Genomic DNA, 20,842 nt, shown 5'->3' on the forward strand with positions numbered 1-20,842 from the left:
ACTCGTTTTCAGAGAAGATCATACCAAAGACGTCAGGTGCTCGGTGTGGCCTTGGACCCGCTTGTTGGCGGCCCGCAGACGATCTCTTAGGACGAACCGCGGAAAGGAAGGATTGAACCATGGGCCTTGGACGCGAGCAGGAGGTCGAGATCCGCAAGCCCCCGCAATTCATGCCGGGCGAGCGAGTGCGCGCCACCCGGCATGTGAAAAATGACGGCACCTACCCCGGCAAGGATGTTGGAGAAAATCTGGTGAGAAAGGGCGACGAGGGCTATGTGCGCGACATCGGGACCTTCCTGCAGCAGTTCTACATCTATGCGGTCGAGTGGATTGATCGCGGCACCGTCGTTGGCATGCGCGCGCGCGAACTGACGAGCCTCGACGATGTCGCGGCTTCCGGCACCGCGGGACGCGCGGCAACAACCGATTTCAGCGAGAGACCGGGCCTATGAAAGTGATGATCCGCAGGAACGGGACCGGTCTTTCGGCCTACGTGCCCAAGAAGGACCTCGAGGAACCGATCGTCGAGATCGAGAACGAAGGACTTTGGGGCGGGTTCGTGCGGCTCAGGAACGGCTGGCGGTTGGTCCTGCCCGATCTTCCGGGCGATACGCGCCTGCCGATCACGGTCGAGGCGAAGAAAATTTCCGGCGAGGACTGATGTATTTGGCTACCAAGGAGACGGGGATGAATGCGATCCTGACTTCCGACTATCTCTTCATCATCCGGGACGGCGATGCCGAAAGGCGGCTCGCCTGCCTCGGAGAGGCGCTCGTCGCAAATGAAATCATTCCCTATCTCGGCCCCGGGCTCCTCCGGCTCGGCGCTACCGAACCGCCCGTGCCCGACACGCCGGAAGCGGTCGCAGCGCAACTTCACGCGCGGGCGCCGGCACCATCGAAAATCCGCACCAACATGTGGTCGGTCGCGCAATTCATCGAACAGCGCCGGCATCGCCTGACGCTTCAGGCCTGGATGACCGAACTCTTCGCCGCGCCGGTCGCGCCGACCACCTTTCATGCCTGGCTCGCCACGCTGCCGCTCTCACTTGTCGTCGACAGCTGGTATGACGGCGCCATGCGTACGGCATTTGCGGAAACCGGCCGCACCAACGTCGTCGAGATACAGGGCATTACCCGGGCGGGCGAATTTCGTGACATCTGGACAAAGACTTACGACTTGACCGGCCGGGAACTCGACGTCGCACCGTCCGCGCAAACGATTCTCTATACGCCGCATGGCGGCGTCAGGCCGGCCGCAAATTTCCTCGTTGCCGATTCCGACTATGTCGAGGTGCTGACCGAAATCGACATCCAGACGCCGATCCCCGAAATGGTCAAGGAACGGCGCGCTGGCCGCGGCTTCCTTTTTCTCGGCTGCCGTTTCGACGATCAGATGCTGCGCACCTATGCCCGGCAGATCATGAAGCGCTCCAAAGGCCCGCATTTCGCGGTGATCGATGAGGCCGTGCTGACGAAAAACGAACGCCGTTTCCTTGCGGCGAGCGGGATCACTATCATAGACATGCCGGTAGACGAGGCTGTGGCGCGGCTTGCCGGATAAACCTCAGCCACAGTCGGGGTATTCTCGATCGGGCGCTCAACCATCCTATTCGCACTTCGTTGCCCCCGTTCGCCGCACCTACCGACCACGGCTCAGAATCCAGGTTGACGGCGTAAGTCGCCGAGGATTGCGGCAAGGTAGTTCGGATCCCAGCCGGCATGAGGCGCTCTGAGTCCGCGTATCACAGGCGCAACAACCGCCCGGTTAGACCGGGACGGTTAGCATGCATGACAAAAGTGGTTGCGGGGACACGCACCCCCCGATACCGACATTCGATAATCGTTGAGATCTGACAGATCTAGCGATGTCCTATTACAGCTGGGCTTGAAGCCCTCGTCGATGAGCAATGAGCCAAGCCAAGCCGCATGCCAGTGCGACGTTGATCAAGGCAAGCCCGGAAAGCACTGCCAGTAACCCGTGGGCGCCCGCACGCTCCAACAGCAGTGCACCAACAGACGGCGCCGCCGCCTGCGCTAGCAGACTTGGCATGGCAAGACGGCCGATTAGCGTCGCGTAACCCGAGGGTCCGAACAGCGCGAGCGGAAGGGTTCCCCGGGCGATCGATTCCAGGCCGATGCCGGCGCCGTAAAAGCCAAGCGCCACCGGAATAACCGGCAGGCCGGCCCGGAGCGCCGAGACGCCGACAGCCACGAACGTCACAGACGCATATTTGGTCCAGATCGGATGATGGTAACGGGCAACCATCATTTCAATCGCTCGAGCGCCGACCTGCGAAGGACCGACCAGAACTCCAAGAGCAAACTGAACGAGAGTGATCATCGGCTCCGAGACATCTAACAATTATGCTTGTGGGAATATCACTGCCGAAGTTAGTGCCCACCCGCTCATCGCGCTTTGTCCGCCAGATCGGCGCGCCACAGCTCACGACCCATCATGCCTCTCTTAAAGAAGTTCGTGACTCATCTATTCTCCCGGCGCGCAGCTGGTGCCCATCGTGGTGCGCGACGATTAGGCACACGCCTGCTACGCAATCCCCGACCCCGAATCCGGATTTCACCGGGGCCAGGGGTGCGATAGCGCAGTCCCGCCAATCGAGCTGTCGAGCGTGCACTTCGGGAACTATGGCACGCAAAGTGGACCTACTTTTCAAAGTCGATCACGATACGGCCCTGGATGTCACCCCTGTGCATGCGCGAGAAGATGTCGTTGATGTTCTCCAGCCGGTCGGTCGCGATTGTCGCCTTGACCTTTCCGTCCCCAGCAAAGTCTAGCGCTTCCTGCAGATCGAGCCGTGTCCCGACAATTGAACCGCGGACGGTCACGCCGTTAAGCACGGTATCGAAGATCGACAACGGGAAGTCGCCTGGCGGCAAGCCATTGAGCGATACCGTTCCGCCGCGGCCGACCATTCCGAGCGCCTGCTCGAATGCTTTCGGCGATACCGCGGTGACAAGAACCCCCTGGGCGCCGCCGACCTCCTTCTTGACGAAGGCGGCAGGATCGTCCCGACGAGCGTTGACCGCCAGCGTGGCGCCAAGGCTCTTGGCGAGGTCAAGCTTTGCATCGTCAATGTCGACGGCGATGACGTTCAGCCCCATAGCCTTCGCATATTGGACCGCCAGATGTCCAAGCCCGCCGATACCTGAGATTACCACCCAGTCGCCAGGCTTGGTGTCCGTCACTTTGAGGCCCTTGTAAACGGTCACGCCTGCGCACAGGATCGGCGCGATGTCGGTGAATGACACATTGTCCGGCAGATGGCCGACGTAGTTGGGGTCGGCAAGGATGTATTCGGCGAAGCTGCCGTTCACCGAATAACCGGTGTTTTGCTGCTCCTCGCAAAGCGTTTCCCAACCGCCGAGGCAGTGTTTGCAGTGGCCGCAGGCGGTGTAGAGCCAGGGTACGCCGACGCGATCGCCTTCCTTGACATGTCTGACGCCCGATCCAACCGCCACGACGTGCCCGACACCCTCGTGGCCGGGAATGAAGGGCGGCTTGGGCTTCACAGGCCAATCGCCTTCTGCCGCATGTAGATCAGTGTGGCAAACGCCGGTCGCGGCGACTTTGACGAGGATCTGTCCGGCTCCGGGTGTTGGGACGGGAACCTCTTCCATCACGAGTGGCTTGCCGAACTCGCGGACGACGGCGGCTTTCATAGTGTTGGTCATGGAATGCTCCTGGGTTGGATCGCGACGCCAACGCAAGGGTTTGCGCTGGCCGCCTCGAAAGTGGTGACAGGCTTTCCGGCCCCACTGAGGGTTGGCGGAGAACTGGAACGTTCAGAACCGAGCGTCGATGTCGACCACATCGATCAGCTTATGGTTCACGAACTCCTTGAGGCCGAGGCCCAGAAGTTCACGACCATAGCCGGAGCGGCCGATGCCGCCGAAGGGCAAGTCGGCCTCGACTTTGGTCGGGTGGTTGACGAAGACCATTCCGGTCGAGAGCCTCCTCGCGACTTCCGCGCCGTGCTTCGTATCGGATGTGAACACCGAGCCGCCGAGACCGAAGGGGGAATCGTTGGCGATGCGCACGGCGTCGTCCTCATCCTTGGCGCGGAAGAGCATCGAGACGGGACCGAAGAATTCCCAATAACGGGCCGGATTGTCCTCGCCGACTTCGGTCAGGATGGTCGGCTGCACGAAGGCGCCGTGGTTTGGGACAGGCGGCCCAACCTCTTCGGCCTTGGCACCATGCGCCACAGCCTGCCGGATTCTATCCTTGATGTCGTCGGCGGCTGCCTGCGAGGACAAAGGCGCGAGCGTCGTTTCCGCGTCGAACGGATCTCCCGCTTTCAGACCCGCGACACCCTTGCGATACCGGGCCAGGAACTCATCATAGACGTCGTCGACAATGATCATGCGCTTCGACGAGACGCAGACCTGGCCACCATTCCAATGCCGGCCGAAAACGGCCCACTTGACGGTCTTTTCCAGATCCGCATCGGCCAACACAACGAAAGCGTCCGCGCCGCCGAGTTCCATCGTGGATTTCTTGAGTGCCTTCCCCGCCTGCGCTGCGACCACTGCACCAGCGTCCTCCGATCCAGTCAGGGCGACGCCATGGACGCGTGGGTCGGCGATGATCATCTCGACCTGAGAACGTGTCGCATAAAGGTTGAGGAAAGCACCGGCCGGCAGCCCGGCCTCCCGCATCAACCTTTCAAAGGCGGCGGCGCTCTGAGGCACGTTGGAGGCGTGCTTCAAAAGCATCGTATTGCCGGCGGAGAGTTGGGGAGCGATGATGCGCGCGATCTGGTAATAGGGGAAGTTCCAGGGTTCGATCGCGAGCAGCACGCCGAGCGGTTCGCACACGATAACAGCCTCGCCCTCGGCTGGATCAGCCACCGACAGTTTTTCCGGTTGCAGCAGCCGATCGGCATTGTGAACGTAGTATTCAAGGATCTTCGCTGACAGTTCGACCTCGGCCTTCGCCTCGGCAAAAAGCTTGCCCATTTCCAGCGTCAGCAGCTTTGCATACTCGTCCGCGTTCTGCCGCAGCAGGCCGGCTGCTTTTTGCAGGATCATTCCACGAGCCGCGTAGGATGTATGGCGCCAGGCAAGAAAAGCGTTGTGAGCGGCGTCGATCGCCTGGGCGATCTCTTCGTCCGTGGCGTTCGGAAAGCTCTTCAGCACCTCGCCGGTATAAGGATAGGTCGTTGCATAAGTCATGTGTCGTTCCCTTCCTCGAGACAAAAGGAGCAAGCCGTCGAAAACTCAGGCGGCGGCAAGTTCCTTGATTGATTGCATCATCCGGGTAAGCGCTGCCTGAGCGTCGCCGTAGAACCGGCAATCATCAGGGCGGATTGGCGATCTTGTACATGGCGTGTGCCAGCCCTGAGTTCCTGTTCGCCGATTCGATTTTGGTTCGCAGTGTGGAGCCTCTTGCCGCACGCTTCCTTCCTACGCGGCGTTCTTCACGCACTGAGCCCTAAGGCGATCACAAACATCGGTCGTTGATCGTGATCAATAAGACAGAAGAAACGAGCTAACAGCGTCCGCAGGTCTCTTGCCACCAACCCTCGAAACAACCCGACCGGGGTCGGGAAGGAGGCTCGAATAGGCAGCTCCATCACCTTGCAGACCTTCAGAAGGATATGAGCCAGCTGAAGGCGGCGGATGACCTACTGTGGCGCCTCACTCGGCGAACATCACGCGTGCCCGCCCGCAACTTACTGCGGCCCAACAGCGATCACTTGTTTGCCTGGAGGCCCTCGGCCTGCCAAGTCCCCGAGCGCTGAAGGCACTTGCTCCAGCGTACGCACGTTGGCGATGCGCGGTGAAAGCTTGCCTTCGGCGAGCATCGCCATCAGGGCGGCAAGATCTTCGCGGTACCACTCGGGGTGACGACGCGCGAGCGTCTGAATGCTGTATAGGGAGGTTCTTTTCCCTCCGGGGAGCAGGTTCGCAGCAAAGGCCAATGCGAGTTTCCAGGCCGTCCATGCGCTGCCTCGCCGATGCCGCTCACCACGCGACAGTAGGGTGACCATGCCGAACCAGACCAATCGCCCGCCCGGGTGCAGCGTCCGCAGCGATGCTGTCGCGGTGGCGCCGATTCCGTCGTATCCGTACGCGACGCCGCGACCGTCCGTCAGCTCTCTGCAGCGTGTCGGGACGTCCTCGTGCTCAAAGTCGATGAGGACACCGCCTTCGGCCTCTATGTGCGCTCGCTTAGCCGCACGGTCCGTGCCAAGAACCCGCACGCCCAACTGACGAGCTATCTGCATGAACGCGGTCCCAACGCCTCCACCGGCGCCCTGGAGCAGCACCGTGTCACCTGTCTTGATCGATGTGGATCGGGTCAGCATCTGGTAAGCGACCACGTAGTCCATCACCAGACACACTGCCAGCGTCGGCGTGACTGTCGCCGGGACCGGAACAACCCACTCACCAGGCACTACCGCATGCTCTGCCCAGCCACCTACGATCGAGAGACAGGCAATTCGTTGGCCAACTCTCACATGGCGGATTTCCGAGCCGACCGATTCGACGATGCCGACCACATCCCAGCCCGGGACATGCGGTGTCGGACGCCGTTCCGGATGCAGCCCTTGACAGACCAGCAGGTCGGCAAAGCTGATGCCGGCTGCCTCTACGCGGAGGCGCACCTGTCGCGGTTCCGGCGGCGGGGTCTCCCACTGACGCAGCTCTAACGCCTCGGAGCCGCCATGCCGGGTCAATACAACAGCCCTGCCCACCAGGGATGCAGGTTGGCCTGCCGTGTTCCCTATTTCCGGCACGGCCCGCTTGTACATAGGCTCCGCTACCCTCTGGATCCGCGTTCGCCGGTTCGACCTGAGGTGGGAGCGCCGAGAGGCTCTTTGCCACCGTGGCGAGCCTCAAGGCGGCTCATGATGCGTTTGCCAATCCTCGCAACGACATCTCTCGGCGCGAACCGAATCGAAAGAACCTGGAGTTTGTTCGCGAGCCCAACGACGATGCTTGTGTCACCCCGCATCAGCGCGCGGTAGCCCGCCTGCGCAACCTCCGCTGCACTTAGCAACTTGCCCTGAAAAATGTTCGTATCGATCATTTGGGCCCGCTCTGCGAATGCGGTCCTGGTCGCGCCGGGGCACAAGGTCGTCACGGTGACGCCCGTACCCTTCAATTCTTCAGCAAGGGCTTCAGAAAGGCTCAGGACGTAGGCCTTGGTGGCACAATAGACGGCGTTGAGCGGTCCAGGCGCGAACGATCCGGTCGAGCCCAGATTCAGGATCTTGCCGGAGCGCTGTTCGATCATCTCGGGCAGCAGCAGCTTCGAGAGTTGCGTCAGCGCGACGATATTCGTCTGGATCATGTCCAGCTCGCGCTGCGCATCTGTCTCCCAGAACGGGCCATAGACGTTGAAGCCTGCGTTGTTGACCAGGATATTGATATGGATGCCTTTGTCTTGCAGGGCTCGATGGATGACCGCTGCGGCCTCGGGCCGCGACAGGTCGGTTGGTATGACAATCGCCGTAATGCCGAAGCTTTGCCTCAGCTCATCAGCCACGCGTTCGAGCCGCGACGCATCGCGGGCAACCAGCACGAGGTCGAAATGGTCACGCGCAAGGAGCTTTGCGAATTCGTAACCGATCCCGCTGCTTGCTCCGGTGATCAGGGCGGTCCTGCGGGCAATGTCTGTGCTTCCCATCGCTCGCTCCACTCAGCAGGTCAGCCGGGAGCCAACAACACCCGAATTCGAAGGCCCAGTCCTTGATCGCGGTCAAAGCGGACGGCGGCGGCCCTTGTTAGCTTTTCTAAGCGGTGGGCGTCTCTCATAGAGCGAGCAACGATATGAGCACTTTCTGGACAGGCCTGCTCATCGCGGTGGCCATTATCGTCGTGATCGCCGGCGGATCGTTTACATGGCTGGTATGGCGGCTCAATGAGGAGACGGTGACGCCACTCACGGTCTCCAACCCGGACGGAACCGCCGGCAAGGCGCTGGTCGTCTACCAGCCGGGGCTCAGCAGTTTTCCGAAGCGGGTGACCGAAGCATTCAGCGAAGGCCTCGTCGCATCGGGGTGGCAAGTCTCGACCACGACAGCGAGCAGCAAGGCACCCGCTGCGGTCGCAGGCTACGACCTCATCATTCTCAGCTCGCCCGTCTATGGCGGTGCACCCGGAAAGCCGCTTGCCCGCTATATCGAGCGGGTGGCGGACTTCGGCCGAAAGCCCGTCGTGGTACTTTTGACCGGCGCCGGCGACGTTGAGCCAGCGATCAAGCTGACCGAGCAGATGGTGGTTCGGGCGGGCGGCCGCGCAATCCGAAGTCTCGGGCTCACGACGATGAAGCCCAATGACGAAGCGAACAAATACACCGGCTCCAACACCGACAGAGCGATCCAGATTGCGCGGGAGACCGGACGCGCTTTGCAGCCAGCGGTCCAATAGCATGGTGACCAGGCAGTTCTGCGCTGGCAGCGGCGGCTCGCGCAGGCTCGAACTCTTGCCGCTGCTGCCGCAGCTTCTCACTGGACTGCGGCTGGCCAGTGCGCCGCTGGTGTGGTGGCTGGTGACGCGCCTCGAGCTTCAAGCGGCATTCGCCTGTCTCGGCTTCGCCATGGTCTCGGACGCGGCTGATGGATCGCTGGTCCGACGGTTCGGCACGCCGTCGCGAGCCGGCGCCTATTTCGACGCGACCGCTGACTTTGCGGTCATCGCGGCGGCGTTCTCCGCCTTTGCCTACCTTGACATCTATCCAGTCTGGCTAGTCGCCCTGATCGCCCTTGCCTTTCTTGTGTTTCTCCTGTCGTCGTGCCTGACGTCGACGATCTATGATCCGGTCGGCCGCTATATCGGCGGTATCCTCTTCGTCGCCATCGCCGCCACCCTGCTGCTTCAGGACCTTCTGCTGCAGTTCGTAATTCTATCGGCTGCCACGGCCTCACTCACCATTACTCTGGGCGCGCGAGCCGCCTACACGCTGGCGACGCGCCGGCAAATTCTGATTGGTGCTCGATATCCTAAGACGAGCCTGTAGCAGAACCGGCAGGGGAGACCTCCCCTGATGGACCGTATCAAACGTTTCGGCGTTGGCGCGAGCTTCGTTCTCGTTCCCGTCGCCATGATCTTCGGCTTTGCCTCCCATCGCAACCTCGCAGATCTGAGCGCCTCGACGGATGTCGAGAAATGGGTGAGCGAGTTTCACCGCAATCAAACGTGACGACTGGCACATCTCGGTTCTGTGGGCAGCCGCGTTGGTCACAGCGGTCGTTCTCGAATGGATGCGTCTTCTGAAGGATAAGGCCCCGCACTGGCGCTGACAGCCGGCACCCTGGGCATCGTGGGCTGCTTCATGCTTGCAGCGCACAAAGGCGCCACATCGCGACATTGGTTGGCACCTGAGCAAGGGGCGGCAAACGACACCATTCTGCCCTTCCTCTGAAGATGCGTTATGGCAAACAGTGCCCCAGGCTGATGTTTGACATTGAGGCTCAGGCGAGTGCCATTCCGAGGATCAGCCGTTCATCTTGCGATCCTCGTCGGACGTATAGGAAGGCCCGATCGAATCGGCAGTTGCGCGCTTTTCATGCCTTCCGAACACGAGCACCAAAGACAGAAGACCCAAAACGCCGCAGATGACGAAGCCGAAAGTCAGGCCGAGCAGTTGCGACAGCGCGCCGATCAACAACGGGCCGACCATGTCGCCGAACTCCTTGAACGATCCGGCGACGCCCATCGTCGCGCCCAATCGTCCCTCCTTGGCCAGCCTGCTCACGAGCAGATCGCTGTTCGTCCATACCGTGCCGACGCCGATGCCGGCGACAATCGACAGCGCAAGCAGCGAGTTGCCTTGTGTAAAGGGGGCCGCAATCACGCTCAGGGCGGACAGGACAAGCCCGATCTTGATTGTCGTCGCCGCTTCAATGACATCAGCGACCCAGCCGGCAACGGGCTGAACAAGCAGATACGCCAAGGCAACGACCGAGATCACAATCCCGCTCTCGAGCGGCGTATAGCCGAGACTCGAGATATAGACGGGCAGGAAGCCGAAGAGGATTCCAACGAAGAACATGTTGACGACGATCACGAGATACCATGTCAGCAGGTCCGGCTGGCGCGCGACCTGCCACAAGCTCCGAAGCGAGAAGTCATCATCATCGTCGAGACTGAGCTGTTCGCTCGTCTGCGGATCCGGCAGCATGGTAGAGATCAAGAAAGCCAGCACACCGACGGCTGCCGTTGCATAGAAGATGGCAGCGAAGCTGCTCTGCAGCACGATCGCGCCGCCGATCACGGGACTGACGACGTAGCCGGCGCCCTTGATCGCATTGTAGATGCCGAAGGCCCGTCCGCGGTTCTCCGCGAAGTAAACGCCGACAAGGGCCAATGAGACCGCAGACAACGCGGCGGCACCGACACCCTGCAAGAAGCGAACGACCACGAGGAGACGCGGATCAACAAAAGGATAGAGAAGGGAAGCCAGGACGAAGACCGCTATTCCGACGAGCATTGTCCGCTTCATGCCCGCTCGGTCAGCCAAAGCACCGAACAAGGGCTTGGCCACGATCTCCGCAAGATCGTACGCGGCGATAAGGACACCGATCATTGCCAAGCCAACGCCAACTTCCTTGGCGTAGCTGGGAAGGTTCACGGCCACGACATGCGCGCCGAACGAGGTGACGAACCCCACGAATCCGAGAATGGCAGCTATGGCAAGAGAAGGCTTCATAGGCAGACATAGGGAGGATTGAGAGCAATAATGTCGACTGATTGCTGCGACGGGAATCAGCCACGCCTTGTCAACATGCTAGCACGGCGCCCACGCCAGACCAGTGGCGCGAAGTAAGCACGGCGCACCATAGGCACACCATGTATCGGCGCGTGGCTCGACTTTCCGGGCACGAACGCCCACTTGGCTAGCGCAACTCAGGCAGCTTGATCGACCCCGGATGCGGACTTCGGCACGAAGGGCACGTGGTCCTTGCGGCAAATCGCCCGGATAGCAGTGCGCGCCGTCATCAGGCCGGATGGCAAGCCGCCGCCCGGCTGCACCCACTGACCTACCATTCGGAAGCGATCGAGGCCTGGCAAGGTTTGGCGTTTCGCCCCGAAGCCTGTTCCGGGCGTCGGGACAAAGCCCTCCATGCTTCCCTTCCAGTTGGCCGTGAAACGAACGACGCTTGCGGGCGTCGAAACGTCGATGGTTTCGATGCGTTCGCGGATCCCCGGCATGCGTCGGTCCAGAATAGCGATTACGGCTCTGGCAACGCGCTGCTTCTCGGCCGCATAGCGCTTCGGATCGCTGCGTTCGAGATCGAGCCAATAGGCGTAGTTGTACGTCGGCAGGAATGCAGTGACCGCCGTCTTGCCCGGCGGCGCGAAGGTCGGATCGTAGTGGAATATCCGAAGCGGCACTTCGTGCAAGACGGTTTCCGGATCCAGGCGGAGCGGCTCTGCCAGGCAGCGGCTGAGCAAGCCCGGCTCGGCCGACAAGTCCTGCGCGACGCCTAGCGACACCTGAAGATAGGAGGGAAAGACCTGTTGCTTCTCGTAGAATTGGTCGATCGCCTCGTCCCGGTATTTGCCGCCCAGCAGATCGTAGATCGTAGCGTGACCGTCTGCGGCTGAGATCACCCAATCGGCGTGGATCGTTTCTCCATCTGCGAGCCTCACGCCCACAGCGGCATTGTTCTCCACAAGGATCTCGTCCGCCTTCGCCATCAAGCGCAACGTCCCGCCGAGCGCGCGGAATCGTTCGACGATGAGGCGGACGACGGCCTTCGAGCCGCCGATCGGATAGCCAGCGTTCTTCCGGCTCATCCATGCGAACATGAAGACGAGCGCGATCACCGACATGCCGCTGGTCGCGCCGTCGACAAAGAAGCGCCGGATAAGCTCGTGCTCGAAACGCTTGCCGTACTCAGCTGCGCTCATCGAGGCCCAATGCTGGAGAAGTGGCAGCTTGGGGATAAGACGCAGGAGCGCCAGCCCCTTGCGCGGCCAGGCTTCGTTCAGCGCTTCCATGGGGAAATCCGCGAGCCCGCGTATCGCCGAGGCGAAGGCTCTGATCTCCTCAGCGTCTTGCGGCGACGCGCGCAAGAACTCCGCCTCCAGTTGATCGACATGGCTATAGATGCGGAGCGCTCGGCCGTCCTCCGTCTCGAGCCGCTGGAATTCCTCCGGATAGACGAAGGTCAGCTTGTCGAGATCGCATACTTCGCGCCACTGGGCTCCGAGCGCGCCGTCGGGCGAGGATCCGACCAGCCAATGCAGACAGGTTTCGAAGGTGTAGCCGGCCCTCTTCCAACTCGTCGCCAGCCCACCTGGTACGCTGCCCTGCTCCAAGACCTCGACCTGATAGCCCGAGGCCTGCGCATAGACGCCTGCACACAGGCCGGCTACGCCGCCGCCGACAATGACGATCTTTCTCGATGCAGGCTTCATCGACCCTCTCCTCGTTAAGCCAAACTCTCAAGCGAGTTCAGCATCGGGATTTTTCGCGGGAGCGTCTTTGAGCAAGATCAAGGAGGGTCGGCCCTGGGCGTTGTAGGTGCTTGGGCGCGGTTGGATGCCTGTGCTGTCGCTTGCTGTACCGAACCGCTGCGCAGCGGTCATGCACCTCGCGAGGCTTGCTGACGCACGCCCAATCGACGTAGCGCTGTAACAAAATCCACACAAGGCAGTCACATGAGCGAGATCGAGCTGAAATTTCTCCTCGACGAGCCGACGTCGCGCGAACTGTGGGCGCAGGTGACGGCATCCAAGCTGGCCAAAGGCCACCCAACAACGAAAACGCTCAGAAGCATTTATCTGGATACCCCCGAACACGCTTTGAAGAAGGCCGGGATTGCGCTGCGGCTTCGGCGTGACGGACGTCGGTGGGTACAGACTGTCAAGACCAATGCAGAACTGCACGGCGGTCTGTCGCAGGTCGGCGAGGTGGAAAACCCCGCGCCGGGGGGACGGCCGTGTCCGGAAGCGATTCCGGAAGCGGCGATTCGCGAGGAGGTCCTTCACCTCCTGAATGGCACACCGCTGCAGCCTGTCTGCGAGACCGTGATCAAGCGGTCCGCCGGCGAGCTTTTGCTTGCGGATGGCACTCGAGCGGAACTGGCGGTGGACACTGGCGAGATCCGTGCCGGGGAACGCTCGGCCGAGTTTTGCGAAGTGGAGATCGAACCCGTCGAAGGCAACCCTGGTGGGCTGTTCGATATCACACACGCACTGTTTCCCAAAGGCGGCTTGAGGTTCTCGAGGCTTTCCAAGGCGGCACGCGGCTATCTTCTGGCGGAGGAAGGAAGGATCGACTTTCCGCTATGCCCGCAAAACGCCAAGGGAGTTGCGATCGATCCAGCCCAGACAGCCGAGTTGGCGGCGCGTGACATCCTGCGCGAATGCCTCGATCAGATTGCAGCAAATATCCTGGCCGTCAGGAAGGTCGACGATGCCGAAGGGCCGCATCAGTTACGGATCGGCCTGCGCCGTCTGCGCAGCGCGTTTTCGGTCTTCTCGCTTTTGCAGAGCCCGGAAATGGAGAGGCTCAACGGCGAAGCGCGCTGGCTTGGCCAAGAGGTCGGGCACCTGAGGGACCTCGACGTGGTGGCCAACGACATCGTGGGGCGGGATGCCAAGTCACATCCGGACGAACCCGGTCTCGCCGCCCTTTCTGAAGCGCTTCCACGGCGGACAACCGAACTGCGCGATCACCTGCGCAAGCTTCTCGTCGAAGCGCGCGTCCAGGCGTTCCTGATCGATCTGGCGCGTTTCGTGGAGACGCGCGGCTGGCTCGTTCCCCAGGATTTCGGGCAGACCGAGCGACTTGCAGCGCCGATCGGCGAGCTCTCCGGACAGGCGCTCAAAAAACGGTGGAAGAAGGTCGTCAAGCATGCGCATGGAATTGAGACTTTGACGGCGGAACAACGCCACGAGCTGCGCAAGGAACTGAAGAAGTTGCGATATGTGGTCGAGTTCTTTTCTCCCTTGTACCCGGCAAAGCGCGTCGATCCCTTCCTGAAGCGTTTGAAAGGACTCCAGACCGTCTTTGGCGACCTGAACGATGCAGCGATAGTCAGAGCCACGCTGACCGAAGCGGAGGTGTTCAGCGCGGACAATCCGGCCGCGCAACGCGCAGCCGGATGGGTACTTGGCTCGAGCCAAGCGCGTGCCGAGGTCAGCTGGACTCGCGCGACCGCGCTTTGGCGAAGTCTCAAAAAGGCTCGTCCATTCTGGAAGTGACAAGCCGGAGGCGGCGACCATGCTGGAGGATTTTCGCGATACGCACCAGAGCAGAACCTGACCAGAAGGTGGAATGGTGCCGGCCAATTTCATTCAGGTTCGGCCGCGCTCTGGGTCATTGGGACGATAAAACCTGAATAGGGCAGCGTTTCAACGCCGATAATCGCTTTGCGCCCTATGTTGCCAAGATTATTTCTATGCCGGCTAATTATCATCCGCCTCTATAGTTATGAAAGTCGACAGCCAGTCATAATTGTCGATAGCGTTGCTCCTTGATCCACATCAAGGCTGATCTGATGGCGTGCGTGTTTACTTTTAAGCACTGCCCAAAAAAGCCGGTGAGTGAGGATTGAATATGGAGAAGACCGGCGTCGTTGCAGCGATCGGACAGACGGAGCTATTGCGCCCTGCCTGGATCAAGGCAGCGCTAGCAGCCAACGACCGGATCAAGTTCTATCTGACGGTGGTACAGGCGGCCTACGCTCATGCTGATCACCCGGGAACGGTACAACTCGATCTGCATCGGGAATATTCCGCCGCGCACATTGACGCACCATGGGTTCTCGATCTTCCCAGCTCGGCCTGTCTCGAAGGTTCCACCTTGCATCTCGCAAACCTGCCCAAGCTCGTGGAGAAGTTGCGCGCCGATCTGCTTGCCATGGCGCGGCCAATCGAGGGCAGCACCGATGAGGCGCATGTCGCACTTAGCACGCGCGTCGAGCAGTGGTGCCAATGGCTCGGTGGCCTTTCAGGCGGCACGCTCGACGCAACGCATCTGAATGCCTTGACCGGCGGCAAGCGCGGTCAGGAAGACAGTTTCCACATCCTTGTGATGGATTTGCACAAGGCGCTGAACCAGCTAGCGGCCTCTCTATCCGACGAAGCGATCGACGGCGCCCATGTCTGGCAACTGGCACAGGAAGACCGGCCGCTGGTTTCAGCTTTCATGCGCGGCCTCAATCGCACGCGAGCGCTGAAACTTGATCATCCGGGCCTGGAAACGGCGGCAACACGCGACGGCAAACGCCTTCTCATACAGAACGACATCGGCACCAACGATGCGCATGTCCTTGTCGCGCAGGTCGAAGGCATGATTCTCACGCTGACCTACTCGGACTTGCACCGACAGCGCTTCGTATTCTTTCAGGATACGCTCTCCCAGATCGGCGCGAAATGGTCAGCGATCGGCTCGCAGATGACCGAGGGGCTCAATTTCGGCGACGCATACTACGTCGGCACCGCGACATTTGAATGTTCCGACGAGGCAGCACTACGCAAGGCGCTGGAAGGGCTGGGCGCGCGGATCGTTTTTTTGATCGACTGGAATCGCGCCCGCAAGCGCCTGCAGCAGATCGTCGGCAAGGCCGGAGCCAGCGACGTGCTGAACGAATGCGCCCGCCGAGAAATCGGCCACCGGGGCTGGCTGGAGGCGGGCGGCGAGTCGCTGATCTTTGCCGCCATGGAAGCAATCGGTGGCGACTATTTTCGCATTGGCGACAGGCTTGACGCCGTTATGGGCGATGCACCCGCGCGGGATTTCCTGGTCGAGGCATTGGCGGCATCGTCCCTGGCGATGCAGCAGCATCAGCCTGTGTCGCGCATAACGGACACGATCCGGTTGCTCTTGATACGCCATATCGGGCGCCATCATGACGAATTCGCGTTGCTCGCGGAACACGCATCGTTTTGCCACGCGCTGGCCGAAGGGATTCGTGACGCAATCGCACATGGCCACGAGCGTTCCGCCAACGACGCGGAAAAGCTGGCCAAGCAGGCCAAGGCATGGGAACGCCAGGCGGACCTGCTCGTCATGCGCTCGCGCGCACGAGCCGAACGCAATCCGCGCTGGTTGCCGTTCAAACGGCTGATCGAACGTGCCGACGACATTGCCGACGCGATGGAAGAAGCGGCCTTCGTGCTATCGCTGATCGCCGAGAATCGTCACACGGAGTGGCCGATCGAGGTGCGCCAAGGGATGCAGCAGCTCGCGGAGAAGGTCCTCGAAGCCACGCAGGATCACGTCAAGCTGCTGGCGATTGCCAGCACGCTCGGCGAAGGCAGCGACGCCAGCGACCATGAGGATTTCATCGCTGTCTCGTGGCGCGTTCTCAATGCCGAACAGCAGTGTGACCAGTTGCTGCGCGACGTGCGGCGGCTCTTGGTGCGCAATATTGATGATGCCGTAACGCTCAATCTCTCCACCGATTTCGCCGCGGCACTGGAACTTGCGACGGATGTGCTGCTTGCAACCGCTTACCGGATTCGCGATCTGGCGTTCAGCCGCCTGGGGACTGAGGCATGAGTGCTTCCGGGAAGGCGGCCGACCGGCCCGCGACCAGGGAAGACCTGGAGTGCGTATACATAATCGGCGGCAAGGAGCAGTTGCCCGAGATAGCTACTCAGGCCGTCCTCGGGTTCAAGGCGTACAATCTTGCGCGGATGTCCGCGCTTGGGCTCAACGTGCCGCCGGCCTTCGTGTTGGGGACGGGCTATTGCACCTATCCCCAAGCCGTCGGCCAGCAACTTTGGCGGCCGGCCCTAGTCAAGCTCGAAGCGCTTACCGGGCTGAAGCTGGGAGACGCCCGCCGTCCGCTGCTTTTGTCCGTGCGGTCAGGTGCCCCGGTGTCGATGCCGGGGATGATGGACACGCTGCTGAATATTGGCCTGACCGACGCGACCGTCCCCGGGTTGATCAGGTTGACTGGGCATCCGCGGCTTGCATGGGACGCCTACCGCCGCCTCATCGCCGGCTATGGCGAGGTTGTCGCCGGCATCGATGCCGCGCATTTCGAGGCCGATCTTGCCGCCGTCAGGCAGGGTGAGGATGAAGGAGCGCTCGACTTTGCGAGCTTGCGGCAAATCGCGCGTCGGCATCTGGAAACATTCCAGCGCGAGACCGGCTCACCCTTCCCGCAAAGCGCGGAGGTCCAACTCAGCGAAGCGATCAGCGCCGTTCTCCGGTCGTGGGGAAGCGAGAAGGCCGTCGCTTATCGCAATCTTCACGGCCTATCGCATGACATGGGCACGGCCGTGACCGTCCAGCGTATGGTGTTTGGCAACGCCGGCGGCCTCTCCGGCGCTGGTGTCGGCTTCACGCGCAATCCCAGCACCGGCGACCCCAATCCTTGGGTGGACTTCCTTTTCAATGCTCAGGGCGAGGATGTCGTCAGCGGACGCCGCACGGCCCGCGGCCATGAAGAACTTGCAGCCGTCGCGCCGCGCGTCTGGGATGAGCTGGTCGATGCGGCAGCGCTGCTCGAACGTCATTTCGGCGACATGCAGGACTTCGAGTTCACTGTCCAGGAAGGGGTCCTTTTCCTGCTGCAGACACGCGCCGGCAAGCGCACACCGTTTGCGGCCGCCCGTATCGCGCTCGATTTGCTCGCCGAGGGTTTGATCGATGCCGGGACCGCACGCGAGCGGACTCGCGTGCTCGATCGGCAGGCGTTGACCGTTCTTACGATCGCGGCCGGCGATGGCGCAGCACTGTCGCCGATCGCGTCGGCATCTTCCGCAGCCAACGGCGTCGTCTGCGGTGAGATCGGGCTTGAGGAAACCAGGGTTCGGGAGCGTAAGGCCGCGGGTGCGAGCGTGATCCTGGTTCGCCGCGATGCCGAGACCAGCGACATCGCCGCGCTCGCCCTCGCTGACGGTCTGTTGACGCAGCATGGTGCCAGGACGTCCCATGCTGCGGTCGTCGCGCGGCAGCTTGGCAAGGTCTGCCTGGTGGGAAGCGAGACAATGACGATCGATGACACGCGAAGGGAGGTCGCCTTTGGCGGCACGGTTTTTCCCGAGGGCGCTACACTGACCTTGGATGGCAACAGCGGCAAGATCTATTCGGGAGCGGCACACATTGCCGAGACCGTGCCAGTCGAGCTGTTGGCCCGCCTCGATGCACTGCATGGACGCCTCACCCAACTGGTGTCCTCGCCCGAAAGCGCGATCGTGGCTTAGCGTGTATGCGACAGGCATTCGGTTTGGCGAAGGCACGATATGAATAGGCGAAGTCTTCTGATCGGCGCTGGCGGCGCGCTTCTGTTGGCAGGGGCTGGCACAGCCGCCTGGACGTCATCGGTCGGATCGATGACCGCTTACGACGCTTATGCGAGCCGGGTGCGCGCCGGTTTGACGACGGCGCCGGACATTCGCGATCTCGTCCGCTATGCAACGCTCGCCGCCAACAGCCACAACACCCAACCCTGGCGGTTCCACGCAAGCGATAGCGTCATCGACATCCTGCCCGATAGCTCCCGTCGGACACCCGCCGTCGATCCGGACGATCACCACCTGTTCGTCAGCCTCGGGTGCGCAGCCGAGAACCTGTCAATTGCAGCTGCAGCAACCGGGCGGCCAGGCGAGATCGAGATCGATCTCGACGGGAATGGTGCCCGCTATGTCTTTTCCAAGGGCCCGGCAAGGTCCGATCCTCTGCTTGCCGCAATCCCGAGGCGGCAGTCGACTCGTGCCGAATATGATGGCCGCACCGTTCCGGCCGCCGGTCTCTCGAGGCTCGAACTGGCTGCGGCGCGGCCTAAGGTTCGGCTGGTCCTCCTCATCGACCGGGCGCGGATCGATCGGGTGCGCGATCTCGTCATTGCCGGCAACAGCATGCAAATGGCCGATCCGGCGTTCATGCGCGAGCTAAAACGATGGGTGCGGTTCAACCCACGCAGCGCCATGGCATCCGGAGACGGGCTGTTCTCCGCCGCGAGTGGCAATCCTGTCTTGCCGACCGTGCTGGGCGACTTCGTTTTCGACCAATTCTTCCGGGTCGGGGCCGAGAATGATAGGTATGCGCGTCATCTCGCATCCTCGGCGGGCGTGGCGGTCTTCCTTGCCGAACGCGAGGACAAGGCGCACTGGATCGAGGTCGGCCGCGCCTGTCAGCGCTTCGCCTTGACTGCCACCAGCCTCGGCCTGAAGCACGCCTTCATCAACCAACCAGTCGAAGTTACTAGCCTGCGTCCCGAGCTAGCGGCACTGGTTGGAGAGAACGGACGGCGGCCAGACATCATCATGAGGCTCGGCTACGGGCCGGATCTGCCATTCTCGCCGCGCCGTCCAGCCGAGACGGTGCTCGCCTAGCGCACATTCTCCAACCTACAAGAGCAACGGCCGTTCATCTCGCGCTCGGCCTTGCTAAGATTGCCGGGCTTGTCCATCAGCGCATCATGATAGGCGAAGAAAGCCCGGAACTCGTCGGGACGGTGTGCGAGAACGATCAAGACGTTCGGAACGAAGCCGGACTTCTCCTGTACGGCGAGAATGCGCTCGCGGATGTCATCGGGCATCTCGGAGAGCGCCGGGACGGATCAGAAAGACTGAATGTCCGTCCTGCTCAGCGTTCCTATGCTCTCCCTACCCGGTTTGGCGGCCGTGCTTTCTTTCAGGATCTCGCTCTGACCAAGCTTCGACCGGATCGAGCCGATAGCGCTCACAACGGCATCGGCGGCGTGGCTGTCCAAAGCAATATCCAAAATCCCTTCGGTCGTTCGGATCGACAGAATGCTGAGATTCCCCCTGTCATCGGCGACCGTATGGATATGAATTTCGGTCGGTACTAAAGGCGATGCCTTTTTCATTCGGTACATCGCTCCGCCTGTGTCACCCGTGATGACCATCGCGCAATTCGGCTAAGCGTGCAAGCGAGCTTGGGTCTGATCTGTATTGGGTTCGAGACACCCCGCTGTCGCCGCAAGCTTGTCGCACTATTATGCAAACTGGCAGTGCTGGAAGTTGGGAGATTTGACATGGACACAAGCGAAATGCAGGCAATCGCTGATACTCTTATGCGCGTCGTAACGCCGGACATGAAGCCCAAGCAGTTGATAAAGGCCGCCAAGGCCCATCATCCAAGGGCCTCGAAGAAGGACATCGCGAGGGCTGCCTTCTATTCGATCATCTCCAATGCCGAAGAGGATCATGGCAAAGTGAAGAACCTCCAAGCATTTGCCATAGCCGAGAGGACCGCCGAAGACACCTAGTGGCAGGTGAAGGCTCTTGGCAGAGGATACCGGTTTTCCGGTGTGCCGCTTTGGGCGCAAGCGGCCGCATCCAAGTTCCCCAAGAGGGCCAGTTTGAACGATGCGCCACCATTATCGACTTGCCGACGCGACCGCGATCCCAGTCGTTGAATGTCTGCTTTCAGAGAATGGCAACGCTGAATTGTATGGCCGACATTGGGCGCCTTTCAGACAGGCAGCTTCCGGGGCCGCAAACGGACTCTCAGCTTTCGGGTTATTGGGTTGAGAAGCCGACCTTCCATCACGACCGCGATCACCGAAGCGGTGCTATCGCGAGAAGATGATACGGCTGGCTCGAGGCCGACAACAGAGCGCTGTCGATTGAGAGGCGGAAATCATCGGTTCACGTCGGCAAGCCCTTGAATGCGTGTTAACGACCATTTCATCCGAGGACTGACCGGTGGTTCCTTGCTCTCCCGAGAATTCCCCCGGCCGGACTCTGCCGGAGGTCCATGCGGCGTGCGACGGGCACTCATATCGCGTAGAGTGCTCGTACGCTGGCGTGACTCGAATGGCTTAGGAAAGTAAGCGGTAGTAGTGAGCTTTGCTGGCGGCCAGGACAGGTCCCAACCATGTGCGAGAATCCTCCAAGGGGTGTTTGCCTTGGCGTCCTCCCAGCAAATCAGCGAG

19 protein-coding genes and 1 pseudogene are annotated in these 20,842 nt (G+C 61.3%); 11 read left to right on the forward strand and 9 right to left on the reverse strand.

The window, feature by feature from the left end; genetic code table 11:
- Positions 1–119 precede the first annotated feature (119 nt).
- Genes EN859_RS28810 through EN859_RS28820 form a run of 3 tightly spaced genes read left to right on the forward strand, consistent with a single transcriptional unit; the run spans position 120 to position 1,563 of the window.
- Complete coding sequence (locus EN859_RS28810; protein WP_127856371.1) at positions 120–452, forward strand: nitrogen fixation protein NifZ; 333 nt, start codon at positions 120–122, stop codon at positions 450–452.
- A complete protein-coding gene (nifT, locus tag EN859_RS28815) occupies positions 449–661 on the forward strand; it encodes a putative nitrogen fixation protein NifT (RefSeq protein WP_127856370.1) in 213 nt (70 codons plus the stop codon). Before EN859_RS28810 ends, nifT begins: the two co-directional genes overlap by 4 nt.
- Positions 662–687: 26 nt before the next feature.
- Complete coding sequence (locus EN859_RS28820; RefSeq protein ID WP_127856369.1) at positions 688–1,563, forward strand: SIR2 family protein; 876 nt, start codon at positions 688–690, stop codon at positions 1,561–1,563.
- A gap of 312 nt (positions 1,564–1,875) precedes the next feature.
- Here the strand turns inward: EN859_RS28820 and EN859_RS28825 are convergent, their stop codons facing one another.
- The 5 genes from EN859_RS28825 to EN859_RS28845 all read right to left on the reverse strand — a co-directional run bounded on the left by EN859_RS28825 (position 1,876) and on the right by EN859_RS28845 (position 7,656).
- A complete protein-coding gene (locus tag EN859_RS28825; protein ID WP_245525752.1) occupies positions 1,876–2,343 on the reverse strand; it encodes a hypothetical protein in 468 nt (155 codons plus the stop codon).
- Positions 2,344–2,663: 320 nt separating this feature from the next.
- Complete coding sequence (gene adhP / locus EN859_RS28830; RefSeq protein ID WP_127856368.1) at positions 2,664–3,692, reverse strand: alcohol dehydrogenase AdhP; 1,029 nt, start codon at positions 3,690–3,692, stop codon at positions 2,664–2,666.
- Positions 3,693–3,803: 111 nt separating this feature from the next.
- Positions 3,804–5,195 carry an NAD-dependent succinate-semialdehyde dehydrogenase gene (locus EN859_RS28835; protein ID WP_127856367.1) on the reverse strand — a complete coding sequence of 464 codons (1,392 nt, stop codon included), beginning with the start codon at positions 5,193–5,195 and terminating at the stop codon, positions 3,804–3,806.
- A 500-nt stretch (positions 5,196–5,695) separates the two neighbouring features.
- Complete coding sequence (locus EN859_RS28840; protein WP_127856366.1) at positions 5,696–6,778, reverse strand: zinc-binding dehydrogenase; 1,083 nt, start codon at positions 6,776–6,778, stop codon at positions 5,696–5,698.
- A gap of 8 nt (positions 6,779–6,786) precedes the next feature.
- A complete protein-coding gene (locus EN859_RS28845; RefSeq protein WP_127856365.1) occupies positions 6,787–7,656 on the reverse strand; it encodes an SDR family oxidoreductase in 870 nt (289 codons plus the stop codon).
- A 143-nt stretch (positions 7,657–7,799) separates the two neighbouring features.
- On the opposite strand from EN859_RS28845, the gene EN859_RS28850 reads away from it, so the two are divergent.
- The 3 genes from EN859_RS28850 to EN859_RS38350 are packed head-to-tail and all read left to right on the forward strand — an operon-like array spanning position 7,800 to position 9,171.
- Positions 7,800–8,399, forward strand: coding sequence for a hypothetical protein (locus tag EN859_RS28850; protein WP_127856364.1), 600 nt, complete (start codon positions 7,800–7,802; stop codon positions 8,397–8,399).
- A gap of 1 nt (position 8,400) precedes the next feature.
- A complete protein-coding gene (locus tag EN859_RS28855; protein WP_189502307.1) occupies positions 8,401–8,988 on the forward strand; it encodes a CDP-alcohol phosphatidyltransferase family protein in 588 nt (195 codons plus the stop codon).
- 27 nt (positions 8,989–9,015) lie between these two features.
- The gene (locus tag EN859_RS38350; RefSeq protein ID WP_189502309.1) at positions 9,016–9,171 is read left to right on the forward strand and encodes a hypothetical protein; all 156 of its coding nucleotides are present in this window, start codon (positions 9,016–9,018) and stop codon (positions 9,169–9,171) included.
- Positions 9,172–9,465: 294 nt separating this feature from the next.
- Here the strand turns inward: EN859_RS38350 and EN859_RS28860 are convergent, their stop codons facing one another.
- Together EN859_RS28860 and EN859_RS28865 are read right to left on the reverse strand one after the other, a co-directional pair.
- Complete coding sequence (locus EN859_RS28860; protein ID WP_127856362.1) at positions 9,466–10,680, reverse strand: MFS transporter; 1,215 nt, start codon at positions 10,678–10,680, stop codon at positions 9,466–9,468.
- A 197-nt stretch (positions 10,681–10,877) separates the two neighbouring features.
- A complete protein-coding gene (locus EN859_RS28865) occupies positions 10,878–12,395 on the reverse strand; it encodes an NAD(P)/FAD-dependent oxidoreductase (RefSeq protein ID WP_127856361.1) in 1,518 nt (505 codons plus the stop codon).
- A gap of 243 nt (positions 12,396–12,638) precedes the next feature.
- Here EN859_RS28865 and EN859_RS28870 point away from each other — a divergent pair, with 243 nt between their 5' ends.
- The 4 genes from EN859_RS28870 to EN859_RS28885 all read left to right on the forward strand — a co-directional run bounded on the left by EN859_RS28870 (position 12,639) and on the right by EN859_RS28885 (position 19,274).
- Positions 12,639–14,186 carry a CHAD domain-containing protein gene (locus EN859_RS28870; RefSeq protein ID WP_127856360.1) on the forward strand — a complete coding sequence of 516 codons (1,548 nt, stop codon included), beginning with the start codon at positions 12,639–12,641 and terminating at the stop codon, positions 14,184–14,186.
- A gap of 355 nt (positions 14,187–14,541) precedes the next feature.
- Positions 14,542–16,488 carry a DUF47 family protein gene (locus tag EN859_RS28875; RefSeq protein WP_127856359.1) on the forward strand — a complete coding sequence of 649 codons (1,947 nt, stop codon included), beginning with the start codon at positions 14,542–14,544 and terminating at the stop codon, positions 16,486–16,488.
- A complete protein-coding gene (locus EN859_RS28880; protein WP_127856358.1) occupies positions 16,485–18,143 on the forward strand; it encodes a PEP/pyruvate-binding domain-containing protein in 1,659 nt (552 codons plus the stop codon). The genes EN859_RS28875 and EN859_RS28880 overlap by 4 nt, the downstream gene beginning before the upstream one ends.
- A 39-nt stretch (positions 18,144–18,182) precedes the next feature.
- On the forward strand, positions 18,183–19,274 hold the full coding sequence (locus EN859_RS28885; protein WP_127856357.1) for a Tat pathway signal protein: 1,092 nt from the start codon (positions 18,183–18,185) through the stop codon (positions 19,272–19,274).
- A 35-nt stretch (positions 19,275–19,309) separates the two neighbouring features.
- On the opposite strand, the pseudogene EN859_RS28890 reads toward EN859_RS28885, so the two are convergent.
- Both EN859_RS28890 and EN859_RS28895 read right to left on the reverse strand, forming a co-directional pair.
- Positions 19,310–19,480 (reverse strand): annotated as a pseudogene (locus tag EN859_RS28890) (alkylhydroperoxidase); the annotation flags it as partial.
- 21 nt (positions 19,481–19,501) lie between these two features.
- Complete coding sequence (locus tag EN859_RS28895; protein ID WP_245525753.1) at positions 19,502–19,771, reverse strand: hypothetical protein; 270 nt, start codon at positions 19,769–19,771, stop codon at positions 19,502–19,504.
- A 168-nt stretch (positions 19,772–19,939) separates the two neighbouring features.
- On the opposite strand from EN859_RS28895, the gene EN859_RS28900 reads away from it, so the two are divergent.
- Positions 19,940–20,173, forward strand: coding sequence for a hypothetical protein (locus tag EN859_RS28900; RefSeq protein ID WP_127856356.1), 234 nt, complete (start codon positions 19,940–19,942; stop codon positions 20,171–20,173).
- The last annotated feature ends 669 nt before the right edge of the window (positions 20,174–20,842 follow it).

The sequence above is a fragment of the Mesorhizobium sp. M00.F.Ca.ET.216.01.1.1 genome (assembly GCF_004010325.2).
Lineage (GTDB): Bacteria > Pseudomonadota > Alphaproteobacteria > Rhizobiales > Rhizobiaceae > Mesorhizobium.